The following is a 23,069-nucleotide window of genomic DNA, read 5'->3' on the forward strand; positions in this document are numbered from 1 at the left end:
GCGGGCGGGTTGGCAGTGACGCAAAATCAATCGGACAGGCAGCTTCCGGCCGTGATAATCCTCCTGGCTGCCTGTCATGTTTGTATGGTGTTTACAGATCAATCGTACCCTCAAACACCGAAACGGCCGGCCCGGTCATCCAGACCGGCTGATCTTCTCCCTCCCAGCGGATACGAAGATTGCCGCCACGCATGGTTACCTGTACTTCGGAATCCAGCAGCCCGCGAGAAATACCGCTGACGACCGCGGCGCAGGCGCCGGTCCCGCAAGCCAGTGTTTCGCCGGTTCCGCGTTCGAAAACACGTAACCGGATATGGGTGCGATCCACGATCTGCATGTAACCGGCATTTACTTTCTCAGGGAAAAACGGGTGTGATTCGATTGCAGGTCCTTCGCTCGTGACGGGTGCCAGATCGATGTCCGGCACAATTTGTACGGCATGCGGGTTACCCATCGAGACGGCAGAAATCTCGATTTCCCGGTCATTGACATTCAGCGGGTAGGTGAGGGCACGTTCCTGCGTGATGAAAGGAATCCGGGCCGGATCGAATCGGGGAATGCCCATATCGACCGAGACTTCACCATTCTCCTCTACAGTTGGCATGATGATGCCGCATGCGGTTTCGACGCGGATAGTGTTTTTACGGGTCAGATCGTGGTCACGTACGAAGCGGGCGAAGCAGCGGGCACCGTTACCGCATTGTTCCACTTCTCCACCATCGGCATTGAAGATGCGATAACGGAAATCCCCACTTTCTCCGGGTTTTTCCACCACCAGCAATTGATCGAATCCGATACCGAAATGACGATCTGCCCACCGGCGGATCGTGGCAGGATCGAGAGAAACGGACTGATTGATCGCATCGATCACGATGAAATCGTTACCCAATCCATGCATTTTCGTAAACTTCAACTTCATCTGCAGAATCTTTGAGGTTGATCAGGATGTGCATACTTGTTCCAAGTTACCGGGCGGTGAACAGGGCTTGATCCCGGAAATAGATGTCATATTTTCCCGCTTGACCGGGATGGAACGCAACTCTACTATACCGGGGTTGAAATATGTCAAAACTTGGCCGTGGTGGGGAGTAGTTCTCCTTCCATTTCGGGCCACCGATGATATGGGGATGGGAACGAGTTGCAAAGGCAATGTATGATGCGTATGTCATCGCTCTGTAACAGACGATCTTCTGCCTGCATGTCAACAAACCTGCCGAACTGGCCATATCCCCGGTTTCCAGATCATATTCCTTTTGCTCATCTGCACTCTTCCCGGGAGCTTTCCGGAAAAATCTAAATTCAAGGATCACCTAAATATGAAGTATGCGTCAAACATCCGGCCGTGTATGGTTTATGAACGCGGGTTCACTTTGCTCGAATTGCTGGTCGTCATGGTCATCATCGGTTTGCTGGCGGCTTATGTCGGGCCCAAGTATTTTTCACAAGTGGGTAAATCCGAAGTCAAAATGGCGCAGGCTCAGATAGATTCCCTGGAAAAAGCACTGCATCAGTACCGGTTGGATGTTGGAACTTATCCCACGACCGAGCAGGGGCTGAATGCATTGCTCACCGCCCCTGCCAATGAGCCGAGATGGCAGGGACCTTATTTGAGCAAGCGTCTGCCGGCCGATCCGTGGGGCAGGCCCTATCAATACAAATATCCGGGTGCGCAGAACGATTTCGATTTGTTCTCATTCGGCAAGGATGGCCAGCCCGGAGGGAGTGGTGAGGATGCGGATATCACCAACTGGTAACCGTATTCGATACCGCTGATGCGTTACACGGTAAGAGCCTTGCTGGCCGGAAAAGGCGCTGTGCTGCTCGAACTCGATGCGGCCAGTGAAGCCGAGGTACGCAACCGGATCAGTGCTCAAGGGGGGGTGATCCTGAGTATACGGCGGAATTTTTCCGGTTTTCTGCCCAGATCGGGTTCCCGTTTTCCGCTGTCTGATTTTTCCCAGGAACTGCTTGCCTTGCTGACAGCCGGCTTGAGTCTGGTAGAGGGTATCGAAACACTGGTCGAGAAGGAAGAGGACAGTGTGACACGCGAGTTACTCCAGCAGATACTGGCGCGCTTGCGTGAAGGAGTAACGTTTTCGCGTGCGCTGGAATTCTATCCGCAGGTATTTCCGTCACTGTATGTCGCTACCATTCGTGCCAGCGAACAGACGGGGGATCTGGGCGAAGCACTATCACGTTATCTCGTCTATCAGTCGCAAATGGATCTGGTGCGCAAAAAGCTGGTGGGGGCATCCATCTATCCGGTTCTGCTGCTGGTGCTGGGAGGCTTGGTAGCCATCTTCCTGCTGGTGTTCGTCGTTCCTAAATTCAGCGCCATTTATGAAGATATGGGTACGGATCTGCCCTGGATGTCCATGCTGCTGATCGAGTGGGGGCATCTGGTGCAGAAGAATGGCTGGATGCTGGCAGGAATGGCAGCGCTCTTTCTGACAGCAGCGTTTTATACCTTTTCCCGGCCGCAGATCCGGGCTCATCTGTTGCGCGCGGTATGGCGCATTCCAACAATCGGCGAGAGGATGCGGGTCTATCAGCTTGCCCGTTTCTACAAAACGCTGGGGATGCTGCTGCGCGGCGGGATTCCCGTGACCCAGGCGCTGGAAATGGTCAGCGACCTGTTGCAGCCGCACTTTCGTCCACGGGTGAAAACAGCTGCTGCACTCATCCGTGAAGGCAAGGCTATTTCCAGTGCAATGCAGAGCGCAGAGCTGACCACTGCAGTGGGAAGCCGTATGCTGCGTGTGGGGGAGCGCACCGGGATGATGGGTGACATGATGGAACGCATCGGTAATTTTCACGATGAGGAAATCGGACGCTGGGTCGAATGGATGACCAAGCTGATCGAGCCATTGTTGATGGCAGTGATCGGAACCGTCATCGGCGGCATCATCATTCTCATGTACCTGCCGATTTTCGAACTGGCGGGGAGTATCAACTGATGCAGACCAACGTCGCCCTGCCGGATAAACCGGCGATCGATCCGGTTATGCTCAGCCAGGCGCGTGAACAGGCCATCGCTCGCAGCACCTCACTGATCAGAGTACTGGAAGAAACTTATCAGGGCACGCCAGATGAACTGGTGACTGTACTGGGAGAAGTGCTGCGCATGCCGGTACTGACCATGAATGATCTGTATGCATTGCATCCGGCTTTTGACAGACTGCCTTTTGCACTGGCTGCCAAACGTGAATGCATGTTGCTGCAGAAACAGGATCAATCGTATCTGCTGGCGGTGAGTGATCCTTTCCGGACGGGCCTGCGCGACTGGGTGGAGGAATATGTACCGGTGGATGCATTGTGGCATCTGGTGCATCCGGCAGATCTGGCGGCCTTTTTCGTGCAGCAGGAACAGACCATGCGTGCGATGGACAATGTGCTGTCTTCTGTTCAGGAAAATCTGATCCAGAGTGGTATCGAGGAGTTATCACTCAAAACGATTCACGAAGGGACCAGTCAGGTGGTGCGTCTGGTTCATTCGACCCTGTACGATGCGCATAAATCGCAGGCAAGCGACATTCATCTGGAGACCACGCCGGGCGCATTGTCCATCAAATACCGGATCGACGGTGTGCTGACCAGTATAGGCACCATGCAGGAGGCGAATCTGGCCGAGCAGGTGATTTCCCGGATCAAGGTCATGTCGGATCTGGATATTGCCGAGCGCCGCATTCCGCAGGATGGCCGTTTCAAGGTTTCCATCCAGGGGCGGGAAATCGATTTCCGCGTATCGGTCATGCCGAGCATTTTTGGGGAAGATGCCGTGTTGCGGATCCTGGATCGTCAGGCGCTGACCGATCATGTCGAAGGATTGACACTGAACCAATTGGGATTCAACGCAACTTCCATTGCCAGCGTACGCCGGCTCAGCGCGGAGCCGTATGGCATGCTGCTGGTGACCGGGCCGACCGGCAGCGGCAAGACGACTTCGCTGTATGCCGCCATTTCGGAAGTCAATCACGGCCATGACAAAATCATTACGATCGAGGATCCAATCGAATATCAGTTGCCTGGTGTATTGCAGATACCGGTCAACGAGAAAAAGGGGCTGACTTTCGCCCGCGGATTGCGTTCGATTCTGCGGCACGATCCTGACAAAATCATGGTGGGTGAAATTCGCGATGCCGAAACGGCACAGATTGCAATTCAGGCTGCACTCACGGGGCATCTGGTCTTTACCACGGTTCATGCCAACAACGTGTTTGACGTGATTGGCCGGTTTGCACACATGGGTGTTGACCCTTACAGTTTTGTTTCGGCACTGAATGGCATCGTGGCGCAGCGGCTGGTGCGCCTGCTGTGCCCGAATTGCATGGTTGCAGAACAGCCGGATCAGCAGATGATCGCAGATTCGGGGATTACCCCGGAACAGGCAGAGCAGTTCGATTTTCGCTCTGCCAAAGGGTGCGGCCATTGCCGGGGTAGCGGTTATCGCGGGCGCAGCGCAATTGCTGAGATTTTGCTGCTGAATGATGAAATCCGTGAGCTGATCATTGCGCAGGCACCAATTCGTCGCATCAAGGAGGCAGCCCGGCTCAACGGCACCCGTTTCTTGCGTGAAGCGGCGCTGGATATGGTTAAAACCGGACAGACCAGCTTACAGGAGGCCAATCGTGTCACTGTCGTGGCGTAATCGGATTCAGATTTTTCTGGCTCCGGATCGGGTCGATCTGACGGGGATTGCACGCGGTATCAGGCCTGTGCAGCAGTTCAGGCAATCAGGCGTGTGTGTTCAGGAAAATGATTCAAGACAGCAGTGGAAAGCGCCTCTGCGATTGCTGGAACAGATGATCGGACAGATGGATGATCGTTTCAGGCGGGGTAGCGAGTTGCATATCACGCTATCCAATCACTTCGTTCGCTATGGTGTCATCGCACCGCAGCCTTCCCTGGCGAATCCGGATGAATTGATGGCTTATGCCGGTTTCCAGATGCGCGAAATTTACGGTGAACGTATCGATGACTGGGAACTCAGCCTGAGTACCTGGGACCCTTATGGCGGCGCATTGTGTGCGGCCATCGCACGCGATTTGCAGTCAGAGCTGATAATGTTCGCCCGGCAATACGATACCCGGTTTGCGTGCATAGAACCTTATCTTGCTGCGGCGCTGGATCACTGGTCGAAGCGGCTGGTTGAAAAGCAGGTGTGGTTTGTTCTGGTGGAAACAGGGCGGTTCTGCCTGGTTGTGCTGTCCGAGGGCGCCTGGCGTTGTGCACGCAACCAGAGAGTCGTGGAGAATCTGCAGGAAGAACTGTTGGCAGCACTGGAACAGGAATCGATCATTCTCAGCCCGGATCGGTCGGTAGAGCGGGTGTATGTGTTCGCTCCCGAATTGACCGGACAGTTACCGGTGCATGATCTCCGCTGGCAGTTCGTACGCCTGCCAGATGAAAAACATCCCGCACCTTCGTATTTTCCCGGGGTAACAGGAATGGATGACAGCCAGAATCATGCGTAGTCTGAAACTGAATTTCCCCTACCGCAGGCAGCAGATTCCACTGGTGGATTATCTGCTGCTGTTTCTGGGAATGGTGCTGCTGCTTGCAGTGATGTATACGCTCAAGCAGACCATGTCGAAAATCACGTACTGGGAAGCACGCGAGGCGCGCATCGTTCAGCAGCAGAAACACACCAGGCAGCCCCGAACGCCGATGGCGCGCATCAATAAAGCCACACAGCAGGAGCTTAAACAGGCGGATGATATTCTGCGCCAGCTCAATCTACCCTGGGAAGCGTTGTTCGATGCGCTGGAACTGGCTGCCAGCGAGCAGATTGCACTGCTGTCGCTGCAGCCCAGTGTTACCGGTCAGACCATCCGTATTACGGGTGAAGCGCGAGATCTTGCCGCTCTGGTGGAGTATGTCCAGGCACTCGAACTGGAGCCGGTACTGAAAAATGCGCATTTGGCCAGCTATAAAGCCCGGCAGGATCATCTACGCCGTCCCATTGTTTTTTCAATCATTGCAACGTGGCACGAATCGCTTTAGAAAACTGGCTGGTCAGGGCACGTTGGCAGGTTACCCGTCTGGGGACCGTCGGCCGGGCAGGGGCGGGATTGCTCGTGTTGACGCTGGTATTTTTTATAGCGGCAGTCATGCCCCAGAAGGAGCGCCTGAAAGAGCTGAAAAGCAAAGTACAGGTAATGCAGCAGGCACAGCCTGATTCTGCCGGGCAGACAAAGCTGAACAATAATCAGGCATTGCAGGTTTTTTATGATTTCCTTCCGCGCAGTGATTCTTCCCCTTACTGGATCAGTGAACTCGACAGGATCGCCAAAGACAGTGGTGTGGAGCTGAATAGCAGTGATTGCCGGCTGAAGGTGGAAAAAGAATCGAAACTGGTACGTTATGAGATTCAATTGCCGTTGCGCGGGACCTATCCCCAGATTCGCGCATTCATTGCAAGCGCATTGCAGGCCGTGCCGGCACTCGCGCTGGCTGATATCATCATCAGGCGCGAAACCATACAGGCTGGCAGAGTGGATGCGCGCCTGAACATGCACCTTTATCTGAATGACTACTAAGCATTTATCTTCGTTATCCAAATCACTTCTGGCAGTCCTGGCGGCCGTGTTCTCCAACCTGCTTCATTGCCGGGTTTTCAGTGGAATCTGACATGGCCGGCACACTTTACCGGAAACTGATTCTCTGGGGTGCTCTGGCGGCTACCGTACTGGCTGCGTTGCTGGTCGATGAGGGGACTGAGTTATCCGTGGATGATGTGGTGCAGCCGGCAGTGGATATTTCCGCTGACAGGCGTACTGCCGGACAAACCCGACAAATACGGCAAACACACGAAACATTACCGGTCGATCAGCTGGGAAAACGGAAATTCAGCGCCAAGGCGGACGATATATTCGCTGTGACGTCCTGGGAGCCCAAACGTACTGCATCTACTGATTTTAACCCGCAGATCTTCCAGCCTCGGAAGGAGGAGGTGGTAAGGCGGCCATCCGCGCCACCATTGCAGTTCGAATATCTGGGCCGGGTCGTTTCCGAAGGGAAGATCCGGGTCTTTCTCGCCCAGGCAGATCAGAATTATGTTGCCGGTGCGGGGGAGCGGATCGGCACTGAATACCGGATCGACCGGATCCGGGAAGATACGATCGAACTGACTTATCTTCCGCTGGGTATCAGACAGACATTGACTATCGATCAGGGAACCTTTGATTAAGTCCTCCATGAGCCGCATTGCAGGCAAAATCGTGATGATCGCAAGAAGCGCGACAAAGGTTGTAGCTATTGGGACTTGATCAGAGGTTCCTTAAATATCTGGAAAAGTGGGGATGAATACAACAAAAAGAATCTTGATATTGCTGCTGCTCGCATTGATCACCGGTTGTGCGATGCATACGACGCGAAATCCATCTTTTCTGGAAGGAAAACGGTTGATTGCAGAAGGGCGGCTGGAAGAGGGTCTGGGCAAGCTGGAACAGGCCGCTCGTGAGGAACCGGATGATAGAGAAGTCGGTGCGACGCTGGCCAGGGAACGTGACACCATCATCGGCCAGATTCTGTTCGAGGCGGATAACGCCCGGCTGGCTGGCAATCTGGATCAGGCCGAGCAGAATTATCAGCGTGTACTGAATATCAGGGCCAGTAGTGAACGTGCCCGGGAAGGATTGGATGCGGTTGATCTGGAGCGCCGCCATATCGTTCTGGTCAATCAGGCAAAAGAGGCACTTGCGCATGGTGATGTGGACGGAGCGGAAAAAATCGTAAGGGGGGTACTGGCCGATAATCCGATGCAATCTGAAGCGAGACAACTGATCAAGGCGCTCAGTGAACAGATTGCACGAGCCGAGATGTCTGAATTGTCTCTGATAACCGAATTCAGCAAGCCCATTACCATGGAGTTCCGCGATACATCGCTGAAAACCATGTTTGAGTTGATCTCGCGCACGGCCGGCATCAATTTCGTATTCGATCGTAATGTTCAGCAGGAAGCAACGGCTTCAATCTTCGTCCGTGACAATTCGATTGAAGATGTGCTGAAACTGATGCTCCTGACCAATCAGCTCGCGTACAAGGTACTCAACAGCAACACGCTGCTGATCTATCCGGATACACCCGCCAAGCAGAAGGATTATCAGGAGCTGGTCGTGCGCAGCTTTCACGTTGCCAATACGGATGTCAAACAGATGGTGGCCATGATTCGTGGACTGGTCAAGGCACGTGACATTTACGTCAATGAGAAACTCAACCTGTTCGTGATACGGGATACGCTGGAGATGATCCGATTGGTGGAACGTCTGGTTGCCATCAACGATTTTCCCGATCCGGAAGTGATGCTGGATGTGGTAGTACTGGAAGTGAAACGTGACAGCACGCTCGATCTGGGGCCAAATATGCCTACTTCGGTGACATTCAGTGCCGTTCCCGGTATAGGTACACCCGCTCAGGCAGCAGCGGATTCCGTGGTTAAAATGAGCATGATCAAGAATACCGGCTTCGAAGGGTTGCGGAGTTTCACTATCAGCAATCAGGCCAGAATCGATTTCGGCAGGACCCTGACCAACGCGGATGTGCTGGCCAACCCCCGCATTCGTGTCAAAAGCCGGGAGAAGGCAAAAATCCATATCGGTAACAAGGAGCCGGTGTTCACGGTCACGAATACAGCCAATGTCGGATCGGCTGCTTCAGCAACTTATATCGATGTCGGGCTGAAATTCGAAGTCGAACCGGTGGTCAGAACCAATAATGAGGTCACCTTGAAAGCGCTGCTGGAAGTCAGCAGTAATCTCGGTGAAAAAAGATCCGGGAGCGGAGAAAATGCAGCCACGGCCATCGTCATCGGCACACGTACGGCGGAAACGGTTCTGGAGCTGCGGGACGGAGAGACACAGGTGCTGGCCGGACTGATTCAGGATGATCTGAGCAGAGTAAGATCGGGTATCGCCGGGTTGACCGATATACCGGTACTGGGTGATATTTTCTCCAAGCAGGTCAGAAAACATAACAAAACCGAAATAATTCTGCTGATCACACCGCATATCGTCCGCAATGTCATTCAGCCCAACCACTTTGAAAGCGAGTTTTATTCCGGTACGGCCAGCGCCGCCGGGAAACTGCCTGTAACCATACGGAAAACGGCACCGCGTTCACTGGCGATGGAATCCTCGAACAGTGCGTCAGATGGAGGATATATGTCATTAGGACGGGCACGATCTGCCGGGTTATTCGGAGCGGCACCCGATCTGTTTGAGGAAGCGGTTACGCAGGCAAGAGAGGCTTCTCCCTCATTGACGTTGCGTGTGCCGGAAAGTGTGGCGGGAGGCCGGGAATTTACCGCTACTGTCAGGCTGGTGACCCAGGATCCCATGCTATCCGGCGAATTGAACCTGACCTATGACCCGGATACTTTGGAACTGGTGGATGGCGGGGAAAAATCCGGAATGCGCAGCCTGAAGCTCGGCCGGGATCAATCCACCGGAATGACAGCGGTGCTGCGTTTCAAGGTGATCAGCACAAATGCAACTTCAACTGAAATTGCTTTACAGAATTTACAGGTGCGGGATGAGACAGGGCAGCCGGTTGAAGTGAATCTGCCACCGGCAGCGAGTATCAGGATTCAGTGATGACATTTCTTCGTCTTTTCTGAGCGGATATGTTGCAGACAGCATCTTGCCGCGGATTTACCCTGATCGAGCTGATGATCGTAGTGGCAGTCATGGGAATCCTGGCTTCCGCGGCGATGCCATTAGGTGAAATGGTCGTCAAACGTGAAAAGGAGCGAGAGTTGCGTATAGCACTGCGCCAGATCCGCACGGCGATCGATGCCTATAAGCAGGCGGCGGATGAGGGATTGGTCGAAAAAAAGGCTGATGAAACCGGCTATCCTCATCGGCTGGAAGATCTGGATACGGGCATGGACGACGTAAAAGACCCTGACAGCAAGAAAATCTTTTTCATGCGCCGTTTGCCGCGCGATCCAATGTTTCCGGATACTGAGGTACCTGCTGCCGAAACCTGGGGAAAACGCAGTTATGCCAGCCCGCCCGACAGTCCGGAGGAGGGAGATGACATTTACGATGTTTATTCCCTTTCCGAAAAAGCGGGGTTGAACGGGATTCCCTACAATCAATGGTAAAGCTCGCTGATCAGACTGTGATCCAATCGGTATCAAACCGATTGAAGCGGCCCGGTGGCCATTGGCGTGAACGGGGGTTCACGCTGATCGAATTACTGGTGGTGATGGTCGTTATTGCTATCCTCCTCACGATTGTGACGCCGCGTTACTTCAATTCTGTCGACCGGGCGAAGGAAACGGTACTCAAGCAGAATCTCAGTATTCTGCGCGACGCGATCGACAAATATTTTGCCGATACCGGCAAATATCCGACCGATCTGCATCAACTGGTCGAGGATCGTTATATTCGCGCGATACCTGTCGATCCGATTACCGAGGAAAACGTCTGGGTGGAAATTCCGCCGCCCGATCCTGAAATGGAAGGCGTGTTCGATGTGCATACGACTTCCGACCGGCAGGCGCTGGACGGGACATTTTATGAGAAATGGTGACAATGTCATGCCGGCAAGAACGGGGATATATTTATATCTGGATGCTGTTTGCTGTTATGCTTGCGGGCGTGATGCTGGCTGCTGCCGGGTTGATCTGGCAGACAGAAGTCAAACGGGAAAAGGAGCTGGAACTGCTGTTCGCCGGTGACCAGTTCCGGCGGGCGATCGAGTCCTACTATAACGATTCTCAAGTGTCGGGGAGAGCGGGGGAGGCGGGTGCCAGCCGCTACCCGGCATCTCTTGAACAGTTGCTCAAGGATGAGCGTTCTCTGGTAGTGAAACGGCATCTCAGAAGAGTTTACCCCGATCCGATGACGAACAGCTACAACTGGGGGCTGGTCAGGCAGCAGGACGGCGGGATTACCGGTGTCTACAGTCTTTCGACTGGCGTGCCGATCAAGCGTGCCAATTTTCCGGCAGATTACATTGCTTTTGAAAAGGCCGGGAATTATCAGGGTTGGAAATTTGTCCATGCTGCCAGTACTGCAGGAGGGCAGGAAAAACAGCAGGCGGAAGGTCGGGGAAACATACAGGGCGATACGTCGATGCCGGGATTGCCGGGTACTGGATTTAATCCGCTTCCACAAAACCAGCCTGCTCCGAATCTATCTCCGCCAACCGGCAATGATGCGTTTTAAAGGAAATCTGGAAAGAGGAAAGAATAGCGAATGAGTGCAGAGGTTTTTCCGGACTTACTCGAGTGAAATATCTTGAAATCAGTGGATATGCCGTAATTAGTAACTAACATAAGAACCGGATTTGTTGTTTGGAAGTCTCAGTACAGATAAAAGGTTGCCGAAGGCCATACGAAATGAAAGTTATTTTGACGATACAGTTAGCATTATTGCTGAGCATGGCGGGATGTACCCAACTCCCCAGAACGGGGGATGCCATTGCTCATGGTTCCGCAGCTTCCGCCGGTGCAGCACCCGCCACGGAACTGACTGCTGATTCCCTCTTTGATTTTCTGATGGGAGAAACGGCCCTGCAGCGAAATATGCCAGACGTTGCAGTGGAAAGTTTCATCCGGCTGGCAAGAGAAACACGCAACCCGAGGATCGCAGAACATGCGACTGATATCGCACTGCGGACGCGTCATTTCGGGGAGGCAAAAGAGGCCATCGATTTATGGGTAGCACTGGAACCTGATTCCATGCATGCGCGCCAGGCGGCAGTAGCGCTGTTCGTTGCGAACGGTCAGCTCGATAATGTCCGTCCCCACGTTGAACAGTTGTTGAAGCTGGAGCCGGAAACCGTCGATAAAGCGTTCATGCAGATCAACAAACTCCTGTCTCATCATTCAGACAGAGAAGCCGTGCTGAAACTGGTGCAGCAGCTTGCAGCATCCTACCCTGATTTGCCGGAAGCCCATTTTGCTGTATCCCAGGCTGCATGGTCTGCCAATGAATTCAAACTCGCGGCAAAAGCCATGAATCAAGCGCTCGAATTACGGCCGGAATGGGAAATGGCCGCCGTGCATCAGGGGCAGATTCTGCAGAAAATTGATAAAGACAAGGCATTGTCTTTTTACGATCAGTATCTCGACCGATTTCCCAGAGCCAATGATATACGGATTGCCTATATCCGCATGCTCATGGAGGAGAGAGAATTTGACCGGGGGCGTGAGCAGTTCCAGAAACTGGAGCAGGTAAACCCCTCCAACCCTGATATTGCGCTGGCGATCGGCCTTTTATCTGCCGAGCTGGATGACCTGGGGAGTGCAGAAAAGTATTTCAAACGTGCACTGCAACTCGGGTTTGAGGACACCAACACAATTCATTTCAATCTGGGGCGTATCCATGAAATTGCACAGCACAATGCTGAAGCAATGGATGCCTACCTCAGGGTGACGGGTGGGGAACGTTATATTGCTGCCCGGGTGCGCTATGCTTTCTTGCTGGCAAAGCGGGATGGAATAGCCGCTGCCAGAAGATATCTGAAAACCGTTCAGGTTGAAAATGAACAGCAGCGTACACAGTTGCTGATTTCTGAAGCACAGCTGCTGCGGGATAGTGGCGAGTTTCGTGGCGCGTATGATCTGCTGGATGCTTATCTCAGAAAGTATCCGGATCAGGTCGAACTGCTGTACGACCGGGCACTGATGGCTGACAAGATCGGCAAGCTGGATGTACTGGAACAGGATTTGCGCAAACTGATTGAGTTGAGACCGGATAACGCCCATGCCTATAATGCGTTGGGCTACAGCCTGGCTGAGCGTGGTCTGCAACTGCCGGAAGCATTGGCACTGATCCAGAAAGCCATCGAACTTTCTCCCGATGATCCCTACATCATGGACAGCCTTGGTTGGGTTTATTACCGTATGGGTGATCTGAAAAAAGGGGTCAATTACCTGAAGCTTGCCTTCGACACTCGCTCCGATCCTGAAATTGCAGCACACTACGGCGAATTGCTCTGGATGAACGGTGCAAAGGAAGATGCCGAAAAAATCTGGCAGTCGGCGCTGGAAGAACATCCTGAAAATGAACTGCTGCTGGATACCGTCAAGCGGTTCATGAAATAGGCAGCAGTTAGGGAACTTCTGAAAAACGCAGTGATGGCAATGTTTTGCAGAGGTTTCTTAGCCGCTCGATTGCTGATATAACCAACCGCACCGCTACTGCCGTTTTTGTGAACGTCGCCAGGTGTTTTTCAGGATCAGGGTAAAAACCGGATAGCGGCCACAACCAGTCCCCTTACCATCAGCGTGGCGGCAAATGAGCAGACCATAAAGCGATCGATCGAGTGGCTAACGATTCTAACCGCTTATCTATTTGTTCAAACCATTAACAAAAGAATGATTCAGGTCTCTCGGAAATTACCGGGCCATCTCATTCGCAAGTTAATAAACAACATCGTGGCTTCCAATATTGATCGGGATAATTTGCTTATCCTCGATCAGGAATTCCAGCGTAATCCGATAAGAAAGATTAATTGAAATTGCATATATCCCCTGAAGTTTGCCGCTTAATACATGTAATCGCAGGGAAGGATGATAGGGATTAGTTTGGAGAATTTGCAGCGTTCTCAGATATTGTGTACGCAAATCAGGGTGACGCCTCAACCAGCGTGCCGCCCGCTGGTTATAAGCATCCGTAAAGATCAGCGAATAGCCCATTTTTTACTTCAGCGTATCCAGCCGTGCAAGATGCGCTTCCGGCGATTCCTGCTCACAACGTCCGGCAGCAAGATCTGCCCGTGTTTCTGCCAGTGCGGCAGTCAGTTCACACTCTCGTAAATAATAGTAATGTTCCAGCTGCATGACGACATAGCGATCCTTGCCTCGCACAGCAATAATCGCTTCCGGTTGTTCCTCCAGTTGCGCTTCAATCGCCGCAATTCCTCTGGTCTTGAGGTCGTTTGCATTAATAGTATTCATTTATAACCTTTTAATCGTCTGTTACAAGCTGCTATTATACGTATTATTAATCACACTATATTGAATGCTGTTAACCGTATGAATTCTATTTTCCCGGTTTGGGGCAGGTGATGTGCTTGATGTTGAAATAGTTGATTACCATTGAGGGATGACGATTCGTATCGAAGATGCTGGAGCATATAGATTTCAGTGATATTGCTGAAGGTAGAAAATTACCTTCTGTTCATCCTGTGAAATTCTGCAAGAAGAATTCCTTGTTCTGACTCCCCATGCGCTTCCCTGGCTCTATAAATTTTCGCTTATGATATTCGTGCCGGGACGCCGCGCAACTCTTCTGAATCGCTACGGCCCCGGGGGCTCGTGATGAACTGTCCATTCATGGTCAGACTGGAAAAGGGTGATCCACATTGCGAACAGCCTCAATAGTCAAAGATGGAACCGGCTTCTATCCCTTCTCTTCCTCGACTAAAATATGTTTATTCAGATGAGTGTTCAGGCATAGAGTGACAGTGAGCGCTGTGTTGCGAAACGTGGTGATCCGGTTTTACGAATCAGTTTGATAAGTCTGTCCCAGTTTTCGTTTGTGGCCGTAGCTGGTCAGTTTGTTTTGCAGTTGTGCCATCCAGGGTTCGGTAATGGCACGGATTTCGGCATCACGTTCCAGTATGCCGTGGATGAGGCTGATCTTTTTTTTCTTCTGTTCTTCGCTCAACTGCTCGTAAGTGTGCTGTTCCATCAGCCAGGTGGTCAGGCGTTTACAATCCTGTTCCAATGCTACCAGCTTGTCCCAGTCGCTGTTTTTTGCCGCTTGCAGCATCTGGTCAGTGATTGCCAGTATGGCTTCATATGTGGTGATGATCTGCATACCGTTTTTATTGTCTTCGGGTGAATATCCGGATGAGGTGTCGGGCTTCATGCCATTGCACCTGTACCGGCCGTGTCCTCGATCGTATTTCTGGTTGCTGTCTGTACATCTGTTTTTCCGGCAGGCTGATTTCCAATCGATGCCCACGCTTCATGCAGCTCGCCCAGCAGGCAGCTGATTTCCTCGATGATCACGGCATCGTTCTGCAGATTGGCCGTAAGCAGCCGGGCGGTCATGTAGTCATACAGCTGCTCCAGCCGGTTGGCCAGTTCTCCGCCGGCTGTTTTGTCGAGACTGGCTTTGAGGCCATGGTCGATGATCATGATCGCTTTGGAAATCATTTCCCCTTTGGCGGCAATCCTGTTCTGCTGTATATACAGCAGGCTGCAGTCCAATGCCTGGCGCGCGCCTTCGAACAGCATCAGGATCAGCTTGTGCGGATCGGCGGATACCACGCCGGATTCGACGCCCACTCGCTGATAACTGCTGATCGCGCGGCTGGGGGATTCAGTAAACATGAGTTCTCCTTTTCAGAAATGAGTGTGCAGTTACGCTATCGGCTATTTATTCACCGATCTTTGGCAGATTCGCCAGTTGTTGCTGCAAATAGTTACTGGTCTGGTTCATGCTGGCAATCATCGTATCCAGCGCGGTGAACTGCGCGCGCAGGCGTTTTTCCACACTTTCCAGCCGGAATTCCAACGCTTCACGCTGTTTGCCGATTCCTTTGATCGTACTGTTGATGCCATCCATGCGGCTGCTGATCAAGCCATCGCTGCGAGTCATGCCATCGATCAGCTCACTCAATCGGGAAGCGAAACCTTCGACAGAGGTTGTGTCATCTCCTCCCTGGGTAGTGAAAAACGCCGCAATATTCTTGTCCGGATTATTCAGCACGGCGCTCAGTTTGTTGTTATCCAGCGCCAGTGTGCCATCCTTCTGAAAGCTGATACCCAGCTCGGACAGCGAGTTGATTCCGCCGGCAGCGGATTGATTGCCGCCCAGCATGGCGCGCATCCGGTTTTGTATCATGCGCATGGTGGAATCCCCGGTCAGCACCGATGCCTGCTTGTTGGCCGCATCGTAACGGGAAAGATTGCCGATCGTTTTTTCCAGATCGTTATACGCTTTTACAAACGCATTGACTGCTGCCTCAACGTTGCTTTTGTCCTTCTCCACTGTCAGCGTGGTCGTTGTGCCAGGGTTGGCCTTGAGCAGGTTGAACGTCACCCCTTCCAGCGCATCGTTGATGGTATTGGATGACTTCGTCACTGGAATGCCGTCGATCACCATGACTGCATTTCTGGCTGCTACGGTTTCGGTCATGTTGCTGACGCCGCCAGTCGAAGCATCAAATGCCAGCTTCGATAACCCGGCGTTATCCGTGTGGTTGCCATCGGTATCGTTCACGCTGATCTTCAGCGCATTGGCCAGCCCGCTATCTTTGGAAGAAATCACCAGCCGGTTGCCGCTGCCATCGTTGACGATACTGGCTGTCACCCCCGCATTCGCTTCGTTGATGGCACTGCGAATATCTGCCAGGGTCGATTTGGCCGGGTCGATCGTGATGGTTTTGGCTGTTTTCTCTGCATTGGCGGTAAACGTGCCATCTTCGTTATATGTGCCGAATTCGATTGTCAGTGTGCCGCTGCCGATCACGGTATCGGTGGTAGCAAATGCTTCTGACTTGATTTTCTGCGCTTGCGCCAGTGATTGCACTTCGATGTCATGCGTGCCGGCCGAAGCACTGGATGAAGTGCTTACCGTGGCTGCAGTCGTATCTGCCAGTGTGGCTTTGTAGCCATTGAACAGCGCAGGTTTGGCCAGCGCCTTCACACTGTCCTGAAACGTTGAGAGCACGCTTTTCAGGCTGCCAAAGGCAGAGAGCTGCGCCTGCTGTTTTGCTTCCTTGGTGTTGAGCTGCGTCAGTGGCTGCTGCTCGATCTCCATCAGTTTACTGATGATTCCGCTGACATCCAGTCCTGAGCCGATTCCCGGTGCTGAAATCATGATGTGTTTCCTCTTCCCTGTCTGTGGGTGAAATTATTTATTACCTGTTGTTTCTGTTTACGGCTGGACAGCGGTGAACTTTGAGAAATAGTGTGAAAATAATCAAATAACCGGAAAGGCTCTGGAGAGCGGCGTGAGTTGCAACAATTTTGCAGCATTTTCTCAGGCCTGGCCGTTGAACAGCAATCCCTGTATCTTTCCCAGCGCGCTGGCAATCTTGATTGCTTCTTCCGAAGGCATCTGCCGAATGACTTCCTGTGTTTGCGCATCAACAATCTTGACCACGGTTTTGCCGGTATCTTCGTCGATCGAAAATTTCAGGTTCTGCGTTAATGCTTGTGTGAACTGCTGAATCTGATTTACCGCCTCTTTCACCTGTTCCGGTTTGATGTCGCTGGTTTCAGCCGGAGGCTGGGCAGCAGGCGCCATCTCGCGCTCTCCTGTCCGGGCGGCAGGCATTGCCGGCTGAACGGGTGCTGTAGCCTGAAATAGTTCAGCAGTTACTGCGTTGATATTCATGTCAATCTCCTTTTAATCTACCTGATCAGTTTTTGCCTGGCTGACTTATCATCGCGATGACGAGGGGTACTGTCTTGCGAGGCGGTTGTAAACCGCCGTGGCAATCCAGTCAGTTACCAGAGTGCTGGATTGCCACGTCATGTTGTTCCTCGCGATGACGAACGCAGTGCTTATCTCAACAGCGACAACACATTGTTCGGCAATGCATTGGCTTGTGACAGCATGGCCACCCCGGCTTGCTGCAGGATCTGCGCACGAGTCAGTGCAGCGGTTTCAGCAGCGAAGTCTGCGTCCTGAATCCGGCTGCGGGAAGCAGACAGATTTTCAGCTGAAGTTTGCAGATTGGCTATTGCAGAACTAAAACGATTCTGGATAGCACCCAAATCTGCACGAGTGCTATTGACGATTTTGAGGGCGTCATCTATGGTTGTAATTACACTCGCAGCAGCAGTACCATCAGTACCAGTAATATCAACGCTATCGACACTTAATCCGCTCGCTGTAACATCAGCTATATCGGTAAAATCGATAGTTTCACCTTCATTGGCTCCCACTTGGAATATCTGACTTGCGAAGGAGCCATCCAGCAGCTTGGTACCGTTAAAACTGGTCTGCTCACCCACGCGTTGAATTTCATCAATCAACTGGGTGACTTCTTTTTGTAGCGCTTCACGATCATCTTCTGAATTGGTGGCATTAGCCGATTGCACTGCCAGCTCGCGAATACGCTGTAAGTTATTGCCAATTTCGACCAGTGCGCCTTCAGCCGTTTGTGCTAGTGAAATACCATCATTGGCATTACGCGCAGCCTGGTTCATACCCCGGATTTGTGAGGTCATGCGCTCGGAAATCGCGAGCCCGGCAGCATCATCCTTGGCGCTGTTGATGCGCAAGCCGCTGGATAAACGCTGCAAGGCGGTGCTCAATGAGTTCTGGGATACATTCAGGTTACGTTGTGCATTGAGTGACGCAATGTTGGTATTGATAACTTGTGGCATTTCAGTTTCTCCTTCAGAGTGGTACTACTTTTTAAAGTGTTGTGGCGCCTGTGCCACCGACGTTTTCCGGCTCTGATCTGCTTTCAGTGTTTGCAGAATTTTCAACCGCCGTTGAGAGCAGTAAACGGACAACCCGGGGAAAGGTTTAGCAAAATAAGCAGGGAAAACAGGTTTTCTTTTTTAAACAATGAAGGCGGGAACTGAAAGGGAAATTGGCGGTTGTTTGAGCGTTTGACTGAAAGCCACGTCTTTGCGAACGCGCAGCGCGAAGTAAACTGCGCCATGAACCGGTCGGTGAACAAGCCCGGCTCCGGGTTCTCTGGAAACAGCTTTTTGTGATTTTCCCTGAATCGGGCGGAAAGTCCGGTGTCTTTACCGGGAAATGCTGACGTCGGTGGACGTGCTGCTTTGTCAGTGGATTGGGTTTACACGATTATATCTTCGTTGCCAGTCCCATCTTCGTTGTCTGACTACTATCGTATAAATTTACGTTATGCGCTATTCTGCATTTCTTTATGAAAGTATTACAGTCGGATAAAGCAATCATGATGAATAGAAAGCTCACCGAATTGCCAATTGACGAGCGCATACAGCTTGTTGAGGATTTATGGGATAGCATCGCGTCTGATCAAAAGATGCTGCGACTTACCACTGAACAAAAGGCTGAACTCGATAGACGTCTAAACGCCTATGAAGTCGATAAAAACCCAGGCCGATCAGCGTTGGAGGCTATCGCAGAAATTCGGCGTAATTTGTGACCTGTGAAGTTCGACTCCGGCCGGAAGCAGAGCAGGATCTGGCAGATGCGGCGGCTTGGTATGAAGAGCAGCGGCAAGGACTGGGTCACAAATTTCTCGATGAAGTGACGACAACGTTATCGAATATTGCAGAAACCCCGCTGGCATACCCGAATGTTCATCGCGGTACAAGACGCGCAGTTATCAGACGGTTTCCTTTTGGTATCTATTTTCAAGTAAAGAAAGCAACAATCATCGTGGTTGCGGTAATGCATGGCAGCCGAAATCCGCATCAGTGGAAAAGTCGAACATAACGTTAAGGCTATGTCGTGACTGCAAAGCAAACCACGCTATGAGCCGGTTGTTGAATGCACATAGTTGGGGTCAGGTCTGGTATCAAGAAAATAAGTACAGCAAGCGTTATTGATTCTGGATCTGCCCCTTTGATTGCTTGATTTGAGCGAAGTGATCACAACCCCATGCAATTTTCTGAAGCGCCAAACCACCGGACTGAACCACAAAGCCCATCCTGTTTGGTGTTTTAGCCGGAATACGATGCACCTAGACGGGGATTTTATGTATGACCCCAACTATGTGAAGCGCCGTGGTACGTGATCCGTATGCCCGTGGTGTGGGAGGAGAAAATTCAAGGTGCCTTCCTATCCCGATTAGGCGCGCGGTTTCTGGATGAAATCGAGCAGTCATTTGACCGCATTGCGCTTGATCCATACTTGTACGGTATGAGTATCGCCAGAATCTTCGCCAGATCATTGGGCAACCGCTTTTCCACTATTACCTGATTTCATCGGTTTAGCCTATAACTTGCCCGGCCAGGAGGTTGACTATACAATGGAACCATTATGGTTCCATTTCAATTGGAAAACTTAGAAACGCCATGCCTACAACCTTAACACTGAAAAATATTCCGGATGATGTGTACGAACGGCTCAAAGTTGCCGCAGAAATGCACCGCCGCAGCCTCAACAGTGAAATCATTGTGTGCCTTGAGACCGTGCTCATGCCAACCAGAATCTCCCCCGGCGAACGACTGGAGCGCGCCCGTCAGTTACGGGCTGGGCTGAACTCCGAAAAATTTCAGGCATGCGATATTGACGTTATGAAAAGACAGGGGCGCCCATGATTGTCGTGGATTCAAATGTACTGGCTTATTTTTATCTGCCCGGCGAATACACCGCCGCTGCAGAAGCCTTGTTTGAACATGATCCTGATTGGGTAGCACCAGTTTTGTGGCGAAGTGAGTTTCGAAACATTCTGGCCGGGTATCTCAGGCGCGGAAGCCTGACATTCTTGCAGGCATATAATCTCCAGTGTGAGGCAGAGGATTTACTCGCTGGCGCTGAGTATGAAGTGAATTCATTCAGTATTCTGGAGTTGGTGCGTGACAGCGAATGCTCAGCTCATGACTGCGAATTTGTTGCACTGGCAATAAAGCTGGGTGCGAAGCTGGTAACGATGGACGGTAAATTGCTAAGGATGTTTCCAGATATCGCATTCGCACTCTCTGCGAGTCAACGTAGCAGCTAAAAAACCGGTTTATCACCTCGATATCGTTGAAAATAATGGGAGATATCCGTCAAGATCAAGCAAGCGGCGATGACTCCGCCTGTCGCCCTGGAAGAACGTTGGATGAGGTGCTCAAGGTCCATGCCGAGGCACACTGGATATCGAAACTCTGGAGGTTGAGGTCATGAAAGTCCATTCACTCTCTGAGGCCCGGCAAAACTTTGCTGCAGTGCTCGACAATGCTCAGAAGGAGGGTGCGGTTCGGATCATGCGTCGTGATGGGAGAATCTTTATTATCCAGCCGGTGGGGGATAGCTCTTCGCCGTTGGCGGTAGAAGCTGTACCGCTCGATCTGAGTCAGCGTGAGATCGTTTCTGCGGTTCGTGAGGGACGAGAAAGAGATTGAGTAATAATAGGGGGCACCCGTTAGCCGGCTGGAGTCAGGTGAGTAAAGGAATCCATGGCGGTGCGAGCCGCCCGGTTTTGGAACATGCTCTCCGTTTGCAGTAGCCGATTACACCCGTTTCTTCAAATCATGGCTGCGATGAATCGCGCCAAGACACCTATTGGGATCAACCCACCAGAATTAAGCGAGCGGTGATGATGACGAAGGCATTGGATTGCTTCACCAGCTTCGCCGTTTCGTAATGACAGTGAGAGACTAGGTTGCTGCGTCGGTCTGCAGCCTCCTCACAAGGACAGCCATTTTGTCATCATGATATGCCAAAAGCACAAAGCAATCTAACCCCTGGATTCAATCTTTCTACATTTGTAGTAATTCCATTCCCAAATCAAAAATGACACGATAATGTAGCGCGGGATGTCGATGCTGCGATTGAGGTTGTGGCAGCCAGGCCGGCAATAGGTGAGCGCAAAAAAGGAGATCTGGCGGAGGCTCCTGGTCTATAAATTCCACAGCCAGGATCAATTATATCTGCTCAGCTACAGTATCGATGAGGCTGTGTATCTGGTGTATCTCGAAGCAATCGGATCGCACGAAAATTTCTATCGCGATCTCAAGCATTCGTAAGGAAAGCGGGAAACAATAGGAGAGAGACCACGGTTTCCTGACTGGCTTGCCGCTTTATTCTGACGAGAACAGTTATGCTGCGCTGCCCGCATGATCGAGGTCAAGTCGTGAATCAAGAAAATAAGTATAACAAGCGTCATCGATTCTGGATTTTTGACTTGTTGATTTGCTGATAATTCGGGTTGTCGTCATCAAATGATTCTGGAGTAACGGGTGGCGAGCGAAGACATAAGCCTGAAAAGTCAGCGCTCCCTTTGGATCACTCAGTAGATGGGACATAAAGATTGGAGGCAGATCTGAGAAATCTATGAGTGTGGGATTCCTTTATCGAATTAATAGTCAAAATCCCATAATGGGACTAATATTCCTTTATGAGAGTAATTGCTTTGTCTACGTTGAAGGTGTTTTGGGAAAACGACTCGTCTCGTGCAGATGCAATTCAACCAACGCTTGCATGGCACAGACATGCACTGAAGGCTGACTGGTCATTACCTGCGGAGGTCAAAGCAGACTTCAAGAATGCCAGTATCCTTAAAGATGGCAGGGCGGTATTCAATATTGCCGGAAACAAATATCGGTTGGTGGTATGGATTAATTACCCTTATAAAATTGTGTATATCCGATTTATAGGCACCCATGCCCAATATGATCGGATCGATGCGCAAACTATCTGATTCAATGGAGAAGACCATGGATATCAAACCAATCAGAACAGACACCGACTACCGCACAGCACTAAAGGAAGTCGAAATGCTTATGACTGCAGAACCCAACACACCCGAAGGTGACAAACTGGATATTCTGGTAACACTGATCGAAGCCTACGAACAAAAACATTTCCCACTTGATCTGCCTGATCCTGTTGAAGCCATCAAATTTGAAATGGAACAGAAAGGCCTGACTGTAAAAGATCTGGAACCCATGATTGGAAAAAGTAATCGCGTATACGAAGTTCTAAACCGCAAACGTTCCCTGACACTCAGAATGATTCAGAGACTTCACCATGAGCTGGGTATCCCTGCTGAATCTTTAATAAAACGATCTTCATATACACACATTTAGTTTTTTATGGTGCTCTGACCAATAGGTTAAATAAATAAGAATTTTAATTTCTGTTTTTGTTATCACGTTCTTTGCTATCTTAAGAATTATTAAGGCAAATCGACATTTACGGATTTCCAACATCTATAATTTTTGCTTTACTGAAAGAGGTTTAACATTTTCAGTGAGGAATGTATGAAACGCTATGAATTGAACAGGGAGCAATGGCGTCGAATAGAGCCGTTTATACCGGGTAAAATTGGGGATCGTGGCCGACATGGCGCGGATAATCTATTGTTTATAAATGGTGTTTTATGGGTTTTACGCTCTGGTGCGCACTGGCATGACCTGCCGGAGCGGTATGGCAAATGGAAAACTGCTCACAAACGCTTTACGCGGTGGGCACAGGCCGGTATTTGGGAAAAGATATTCG

32 protein-coding genes are annotated in these 23,069 nt (G+C 51.3%); 23 read left to right on the plus strand and 9 right to left on the minus strand.

Annotated features, from left to right (window positions below; all coding sequences use genetic code 11):
- Positions 1 to 91: 91 nt before the first annotated feature.
- The gene (gene dapF / locus B5D58_RS06725) at positions 92 to 919 is read right to left on the minus strand and encodes a diaminopimelate epimerase (RefSeq protein WP_011112176.1); all 828 of its coding nucleotides are present in this window, start codon (positions 917 to 919) and stop codon (positions 92 to 94) included.
- Between the two features lie 397 nt (positions 920 to 1,316).
- On the opposite strand from dapF, the gene gspG reads away from it, so the two are divergent.
- The 12 genes from gspG to B5D58_RS06790 all read left to right on the plus strand — a co-directional run bounded on the left by gspG (position 1,317) and on the right by B5D58_RS06790 (position 13,057).
- Complete coding sequence (gene gspG, locus B5D58_RS06735) at positions 1,317 to 1,754, plus strand: type II secretion system major pseudopilin GspG (RefSeq protein ID WP_041356791.1); 438 nt, start codon at positions 1,317 to 1,319, stop codon at positions 1,752 to 1,754.
- 18 nt (positions 1,755 to 1,772) lie between these two features.
- Entirely contained in the window at positions 1,773 to 2,957 is a 1,185-nt protein-coding gene (locus tag B5D58_RS06740) for a type II secretion system F family protein (protein ID WP_011112174.1), read from the plus strand.
- A complete protein-coding gene (locus B5D58_RS06745; protein WP_011112173.1) occupies positions 2,957 to 4,648 on the plus strand; it encodes a GspE/PulE family protein in 1,692 nt (563 codons plus the stop codon). Before B5D58_RS06740 ends, B5D58_RS06745 begins: the two co-directional genes overlap by 1 nt.
- Positions 4,629 to 5,474 carry a hypothetical protein gene (locus tag B5D58_RS06750; RefSeq protein ID WP_011112172.1) on the plus strand — a complete coding sequence of 282 codons (846 nt, stop codon included), beginning with the start codon at positions 4,629 to 4,631 and terminating at the stop codon, positions 5,472 to 5,474. Before B5D58_RS06745 ends, B5D58_RS06750 begins: the two co-directional genes overlap by 20 nt.
- Positions 5,467 to 6,003, plus strand: coding sequence for a PilN domain-containing protein (locus tag B5D58_RS06755; RefSeq protein WP_041357200.1), 537 nt, complete (start codon positions 5,467 to 5,469; stop codon positions 6,001 to 6,003). Before B5D58_RS06750 ends, B5D58_RS06755 begins: the two co-directional genes overlap by 8 nt.
- Positions 5,985 to 6,539 (plus strand): type 4a pilus biogenesis protein PilO, encoded by a 555-nt coding sequence (gene pilO / locus B5D58_RS06760; protein ID WP_011112170.1) that lies wholly within the window; start codon positions 5,985 to 5,987, stop codon positions 6,537 to 6,539. Before B5D58_RS06755 ends, pilO begins: the two co-directional genes overlap by 19 nt.
- Before the next feature lie 92 nt (positions 6,540 to 6,631).
- Positions 6,632 to 7,189: a hypothetical protein gene (locus B5D58_RS06765; RefSeq protein ID WP_041356790.1), complete on the plus strand. Its 558-nt coding sequence runs from the start codon at positions 6,632 to 6,634 to the stop codon at positions 7,187 to 7,189.
- A 112-nt stretch (positions 7,190 to 7,301) separates the two neighbouring features.
- Positions 7,302 to 9,593 carry a FecR domain-containing protein gene (locus B5D58_RS06770; RefSeq protein WP_011112168.1) on the plus strand — a complete coding sequence of 764 codons (2,292 nt, stop codon included), beginning with the start codon at positions 7,302 to 7,304 and terminating at the stop codon, positions 9,591 to 9,593.
- A gap of 29 nt (positions 9,594 to 9,622) precedes the next feature.
- Positions 9,623 to 10,105, plus strand: a complete 483-nt coding sequence (locus B5D58_RS06775; RefSeq protein WP_011112167.1) for a type II secretion system protein — start codon at positions 9,623 to 9,625, stop codon at positions 10,103 to 10,105.
- Positions 10,099 to 10,536, plus strand: a complete 438-nt coding sequence (locus B5D58_RS06780) for a type II secretion system protein (protein ID WP_011112166.1) — start codon at positions 10,099 to 10,101, stop codon at positions 10,534 to 10,536. The genes B5D58_RS06775 and B5D58_RS06780 overlap by 7 nt, the downstream gene beginning before the upstream one ends.
- A 2-nt stretch (positions 10,537 to 10,538) precedes the next feature.
- Positions 10,539 to 11,174 carry a type II secretion system protein gene (locus B5D58_RS06785; protein ID WP_180371800.1) on the plus strand — a complete coding sequence of 212 codons (636 nt, stop codon included), beginning with the start codon at positions 10,539 to 10,541 and terminating at the stop codon, positions 11,172 to 11,174.
- A gap of 185 nt (positions 11,175 to 11,359) precedes the next feature.
- Positions 11,360 to 13,057 carry a tetratricopeptide repeat protein gene (locus B5D58_RS06790; RefSeq protein WP_234989027.1) on the plus strand — a complete coding sequence of 566 codons (1,698 nt, stop codon included), beginning with the start codon at positions 11,360 to 11,362 and terminating at the stop codon, positions 13,055 to 13,057.
- A gap of 318 nt (positions 13,058 to 13,375) precedes the next feature.
- On the opposite strand, the gene B5D58_RS06795 is transcribed toward B5D58_RS06790, so the two are convergent.
- From B5D58_RS06795 to B5D58_RS13645, 8 genes are all read right to left on the minus strand, one after another.
- Positions 13,376 to 13,651 (minus strand): type II toxin-antitoxin system RelE/ParE family toxin, encoded by a 276-nt coding sequence (locus B5D58_RS06795; RefSeq protein WP_011112163.1) that lies wholly within the window; start codon positions 13,649 to 13,651, stop codon positions 13,376 to 13,378.
- A gap of 3 nt (positions 13,652 to 13,654) precedes the next feature.
- Positions 13,655 to 13,912 (minus strand): hypothetical protein, encoded by a 258-nt coding sequence (locus tag B5D58_RS06800; protein WP_011112162.1) that lies wholly within the window; start codon positions 13,910 to 13,912, stop codon positions 13,655 to 13,657.
- A gap of 544 nt (positions 13,913 to 14,456) precedes the next feature.
- Positions 14,457 to 14,828: a flagellar protein FliT gene (locus B5D58_RS06805; protein WP_011112161.1), complete on the minus strand. Its 372-nt coding sequence runs from the start codon at positions 14,826 to 14,828 to the stop codon at positions 14,457 to 14,459.
- On the minus strand, positions 14,825 to 15,295 hold the full coding sequence (fliS, locus tag B5D58_RS06810) for a flagellar export chaperone FliS (RefSeq protein ID WP_011112160.1): 471 nt from the start codon (positions 15,293 to 15,295) through the stop codon (positions 14,825 to 14,827). Before fliS ends, B5D58_RS06805 begins: the two co-directional genes overlap by 4 nt.
- A gap of 46 nt (positions 15,296 to 15,341) precedes the next feature.
- Entirely contained in the window at positions 15,342 to 16,787 is a 1,446-nt protein-coding gene (fliD, locus tag B5D58_RS06815) for a flagellar filament capping protein FliD (RefSeq protein WP_011112159.1), read from the minus strand.
- 162 nt (positions 16,788 to 16,949) lie between these two features.
- Positions 16,950 to 17,306: a flagellar protein FlaG gene (locus B5D58_RS06820; RefSeq protein ID WP_011112158.1), complete on the minus strand. Its 357-nt coding sequence runs from the start codon at positions 17,304 to 17,306 to the stop codon at positions 16,950 to 16,952.
- 170 nt (positions 17,307 to 17,476) lie between these two features.
- Positions 17,477 to 18,304: a flagellin domain-containing protein gene (locus tag B5D58_RS06825; RefSeq protein ID WP_011112157.1), complete on the minus strand. Its 828-nt coding sequence runs from the start codon at positions 18,302 to 18,304 to the stop codon at positions 17,477 to 17,479.
- 101 nt (positions 18,305 to 18,405) lie between these two features.
- The gene (locus tag B5D58_RS13645; protein ID WP_143779553.1) at positions 18,406 to 18,606 is read right to left on the minus strand and encodes a hypothetical protein; all 201 of its coding nucleotides are present in this window, start codon (positions 18,604 to 18,606) and stop codon (positions 18,406 to 18,408) included.
- A 213-nt stretch (positions 18,607 to 18,819) separates the two neighbouring features.
- On the opposite strand from B5D58_RS13645, the gene B5D58_RS06830 reads away from it, so the two are divergent.
- The 11 genes from B5D58_RS06830 to B5D58_RS06875 all read left to right on the plus strand — a co-directional run.
- Entirely contained in the window at positions 18,820 to 19,062 is a 243-nt protein-coding gene (locus tag B5D58_RS06830; protein WP_011112156.1) for an addiction module protein, read from the plus strand.
- Complete coding sequence (locus B5D58_RS06835) at positions 19,059 to 19,355, plus strand: type II toxin-antitoxin system RelE/ParE family toxin (protein ID WP_011112155.1); 297 nt, start codon at positions 19,059 to 19,061, stop codon at positions 19,353 to 19,355. The genes B5D58_RS06830 and B5D58_RS06835 overlap by 4 nt, the downstream gene beginning before the upstream one ends.
- Before the next feature lie 306 nt (positions 19,356 to 19,661).
- Positions 19,662 to 19,841 carry a hypothetical protein gene (locus B5D58_RS06840; protein WP_041356789.1) on the plus strand — a complete coding sequence of 60 codons (180 nt, stop codon included), beginning with the start codon at positions 19,662 to 19,664 and terminating at the stop codon, positions 19,839 to 19,841.
- Between the two features lie 95 nt (positions 19,842 to 19,936).
- Positions 19,937 to 20,182 carry a FitA-like ribbon-helix-helix domain-containing protein gene (locus tag B5D58_RS06845; protein ID WP_041356788.1) on the plus strand — a complete coding sequence of 82 codons (246 nt, stop codon included), beginning with the start codon at positions 19,937 to 19,939 and terminating at the stop codon, positions 20,180 to 20,182.
- Positions 20,179 to 20,586, plus strand: coding sequence for a type II toxin-antitoxin system VapC family toxin (locus tag B5D58_RS06850; protein WP_011112153.1), 408 nt, complete (start codon positions 20,179 to 20,181; stop codon positions 20,584 to 20,586). Before B5D58_RS06845 ends, B5D58_RS06850 begins: the two co-directional genes overlap by 4 nt.
- Before the next feature lie 163 nt (positions 20,587 to 20,749).
- Complete coding sequence (locus B5D58_RS06855; protein ID WP_041356787.1) at positions 20,750 to 20,971, plus strand: type II toxin-antitoxin system Phd/YefM family antitoxin; 222 nt, start codon at positions 20,750 to 20,752, stop codon at positions 20,969 to 20,971.
- Between the two features lie 428 nt (positions 20,972 to 21,399).
- Positions 21,400 to 21,474 carry a type II toxin-antitoxin system RelE/ParE family toxin gene (locus B5D58_RS14305; RefSeq protein ID WP_371937210.1) on the plus strand — a complete coding sequence of 25 codons (75 nt, stop codon included), beginning with the start codon at positions 21,400 to 21,402 and terminating at the stop codon, positions 21,472 to 21,474.
- Between the two features lie 40 nt (positions 21,475 to 21,514).
- Entirely contained in the window at positions 21,515 to 21,595 is an 81-nt protein-coding gene (locus B5D58_RS14310) for a type II toxin-antitoxin system RelE/ParE family toxin (protein WP_256335808.1), read from the plus strand.
- A 371-nt stretch (positions 21,596 to 21,966) separates the two neighbouring features.
- Entirely contained in the window at positions 21,967 to 22,269 is a 303-nt protein-coding gene (locus B5D58_RS06865; RefSeq protein WP_011112152.1) for a type II toxin-antitoxin system HigB family toxin, read from the plus strand.
- A 16-nt stretch (positions 22,270 to 22,285) separates the two neighbouring features.
- Positions 22,286 to 22,657: a helix-turn-helix domain-containing protein gene (locus B5D58_RS06870; protein WP_011112151.1), complete on the plus strand. Its 372-nt coding sequence runs from the start codon at positions 22,286 to 22,288 to the stop codon at positions 22,655 to 22,657.
- 174 nt (positions 22,658 to 22,831) lie between these two features.
- Positions 22,832 to 23,069, plus strand: a 238-nt coding sequence (locus B5D58_RS06875; protein WP_143779554.1) for a transposase, incomplete at its 3' end; no start/stop codon positions are given.

The sequence above is a fragment of the Nitrosomonas europaea genome, from assembly GCF_900167395.1.
Taxonomy (GTDB): Bacteria; Pseudomonadota; Gammaproteobacteria; order Burkholderiales; family Nitrosomonadaceae; genus Nitrosomonas; species Nitrosomonas europaea.

Excerpts from the sequence above, each read along its gene's own strand:
- dapF (WP_011112176.1), bottom strand. The coding sequence starts at position 919 with ATGAAGTTGAAGTTTACGAAAATGCATGGATTGGGTAACGATTTCATC.
- gspG (WP_041356791.1), top strand. The coding sequence starts at position 1,317 with ATGAAGTATGCGTCAAACATCCGGCCGTGTATGGTTTATGAACGCGGG.
- B5D58_RS06740 (WP_011112174.1), top strand. The coding sequence starts at position 1,773 with ATGCGTTACACGGTAAGAGCCTTGCTGGCCGGAAAAGGCGCTGTGCTG.
- B5D58_RS06745 (WP_011112173.1), top strand. The coding sequence starts at position 2,957 with ATGCAGACCAACGTCGCCCTGCCGGATAAACCGGCGATCGATCCGGTT.
- B5D58_RS06755 (WP_041357200.1), top strand. The coding sequence starts at position 5,467 with ATGCGTAGTCTGAAACTGAATTTCCCCTACCGCAGGCAGCAGATTCCA.
- B5D58_RS06765 (WP_041356790.1), top strand. The coding sequence starts at position 6,632 with ATGGCCGGCACACTTTACCGGAAACTGATTCTCTGGGGTGCTCTGGCG.
- B5D58_RS06770 (WP_011112168.1), top strand. The coding sequence starts at position 7,302 with ATGAATACAACAAAAAGAATCTTGATATTGCTGCTGCTCGCATTGATC.
- B5D58_RS06775 (WP_011112167.1), top strand. The coding sequence starts at position 9,623 with ATGTTGCAGACAGCATCTTGCCGCGGATTTACCCTGATCGAGCTGATG.
- B5D58_RS06780 (WP_011112166.1), top strand. The coding sequence starts at position 10,099 with ATGGTAAAGCTCGCTGATCAGACTGTGATCCAATCGGTATCAAACCGA.
- B5D58_RS06785 (WP_180371800.1), top strand. The coding sequence starts at position 10,539 with ATGTCATGCCGGCAAGAACGGGGATATATTTATATCTGGATGCTGTTT.
- B5D58_RS06795 (WP_011112163.1), bottom strand. The coding sequence starts at position 13,651 with ATGGGCTATTCGCTGATCTTTACGGATGCTTATAACCAGCGGGCGGCA.
- B5D58_RS06800 (WP_011112162.1), bottom strand. The coding sequence starts at position 13,912 with ATGAATACTATTAATGCAAACGACCTCAAGACCAGAGGAATTGCGGCG.
- B5D58_RS06805 (WP_011112161.1), bottom strand. The coding sequence starts at position 14,828 with ATGAAGCCCGACACCTCATCCGGATATTCACCCGAAGACAATAAAAAC.
- fliS (WP_011112160.1), bottom strand. The coding sequence starts at position 15,295 with ATGTTTACTGAATCCCCCAGCCGCGCGATCAGCAGTTATCAGCGAGTG.
- fliD (WP_011112159.1), bottom strand. The coding sequence starts at position 16,787 with ATGATTTCAGCACCGGGAATCGGCTCAGGACTGGATGTCAGCGGAATC.
- B5D58_RS06820 (WP_011112158.1), bottom strand. The coding sequence starts at position 17,306 with ATGAATATCAACGCAGTAACTGCTGAACTATTTCAGGCTACAGCACCC.
- B5D58_RS06825 (WP_011112157.1), bottom strand. The coding sequence starts at position 18,304 with ATGCCACAAGTTATCAATACCAACATTGCGTCACTCAATGCACAACGT.
- B5D58_RS06830 (WP_011112156.1), top strand. The coding sequence starts at position 18,820 with ATGAAAGTATTACAGTCGGATAAAGCAATCATGATGAATAGAAAGCTC.
- B5D58_RS06840 (WP_041356789.1), top strand. The coding sequence starts at position 19,662 with ATGCCCGTGGTGTGGGAGGAGAAAATTCAAGGTGCCTTCCTATCCCGA.
- B5D58_RS06845 (WP_041356788.1), top strand. The coding sequence starts at position 19,937 with ATGCCTACAACCTTAACACTGAAAAATATTCCGGATGATGTGTACGAA.
- B5D58_RS06850 (WP_011112153.1), top strand. The coding sequence starts at position 20,179 with ATGATTGTCGTGGATTCAAATGTACTGGCTTATTTTTATCTGCCCGGC.
- B5D58_RS06855 (WP_041356787.1), top strand. The coding sequence starts at position 20,750 with ATGAAAGTCCATTCACTCTCTGAGGCCCGGCAAAACTTTGCTGCAGTG.
- B5D58_RS06865 (WP_011112152.1), top strand. The coding sequence starts at position 21,967 with ATGAGAGTAATTGCTTTGTCTACGTTGAAGGTGTTTTGGGAAAACGAC.
- B5D58_RS06870 (WP_011112151.1), top strand. The coding sequence starts at position 22,286 with ATGGATATCAAACCAATCAGAACAGACACCGACTACCGCACAGCACTA.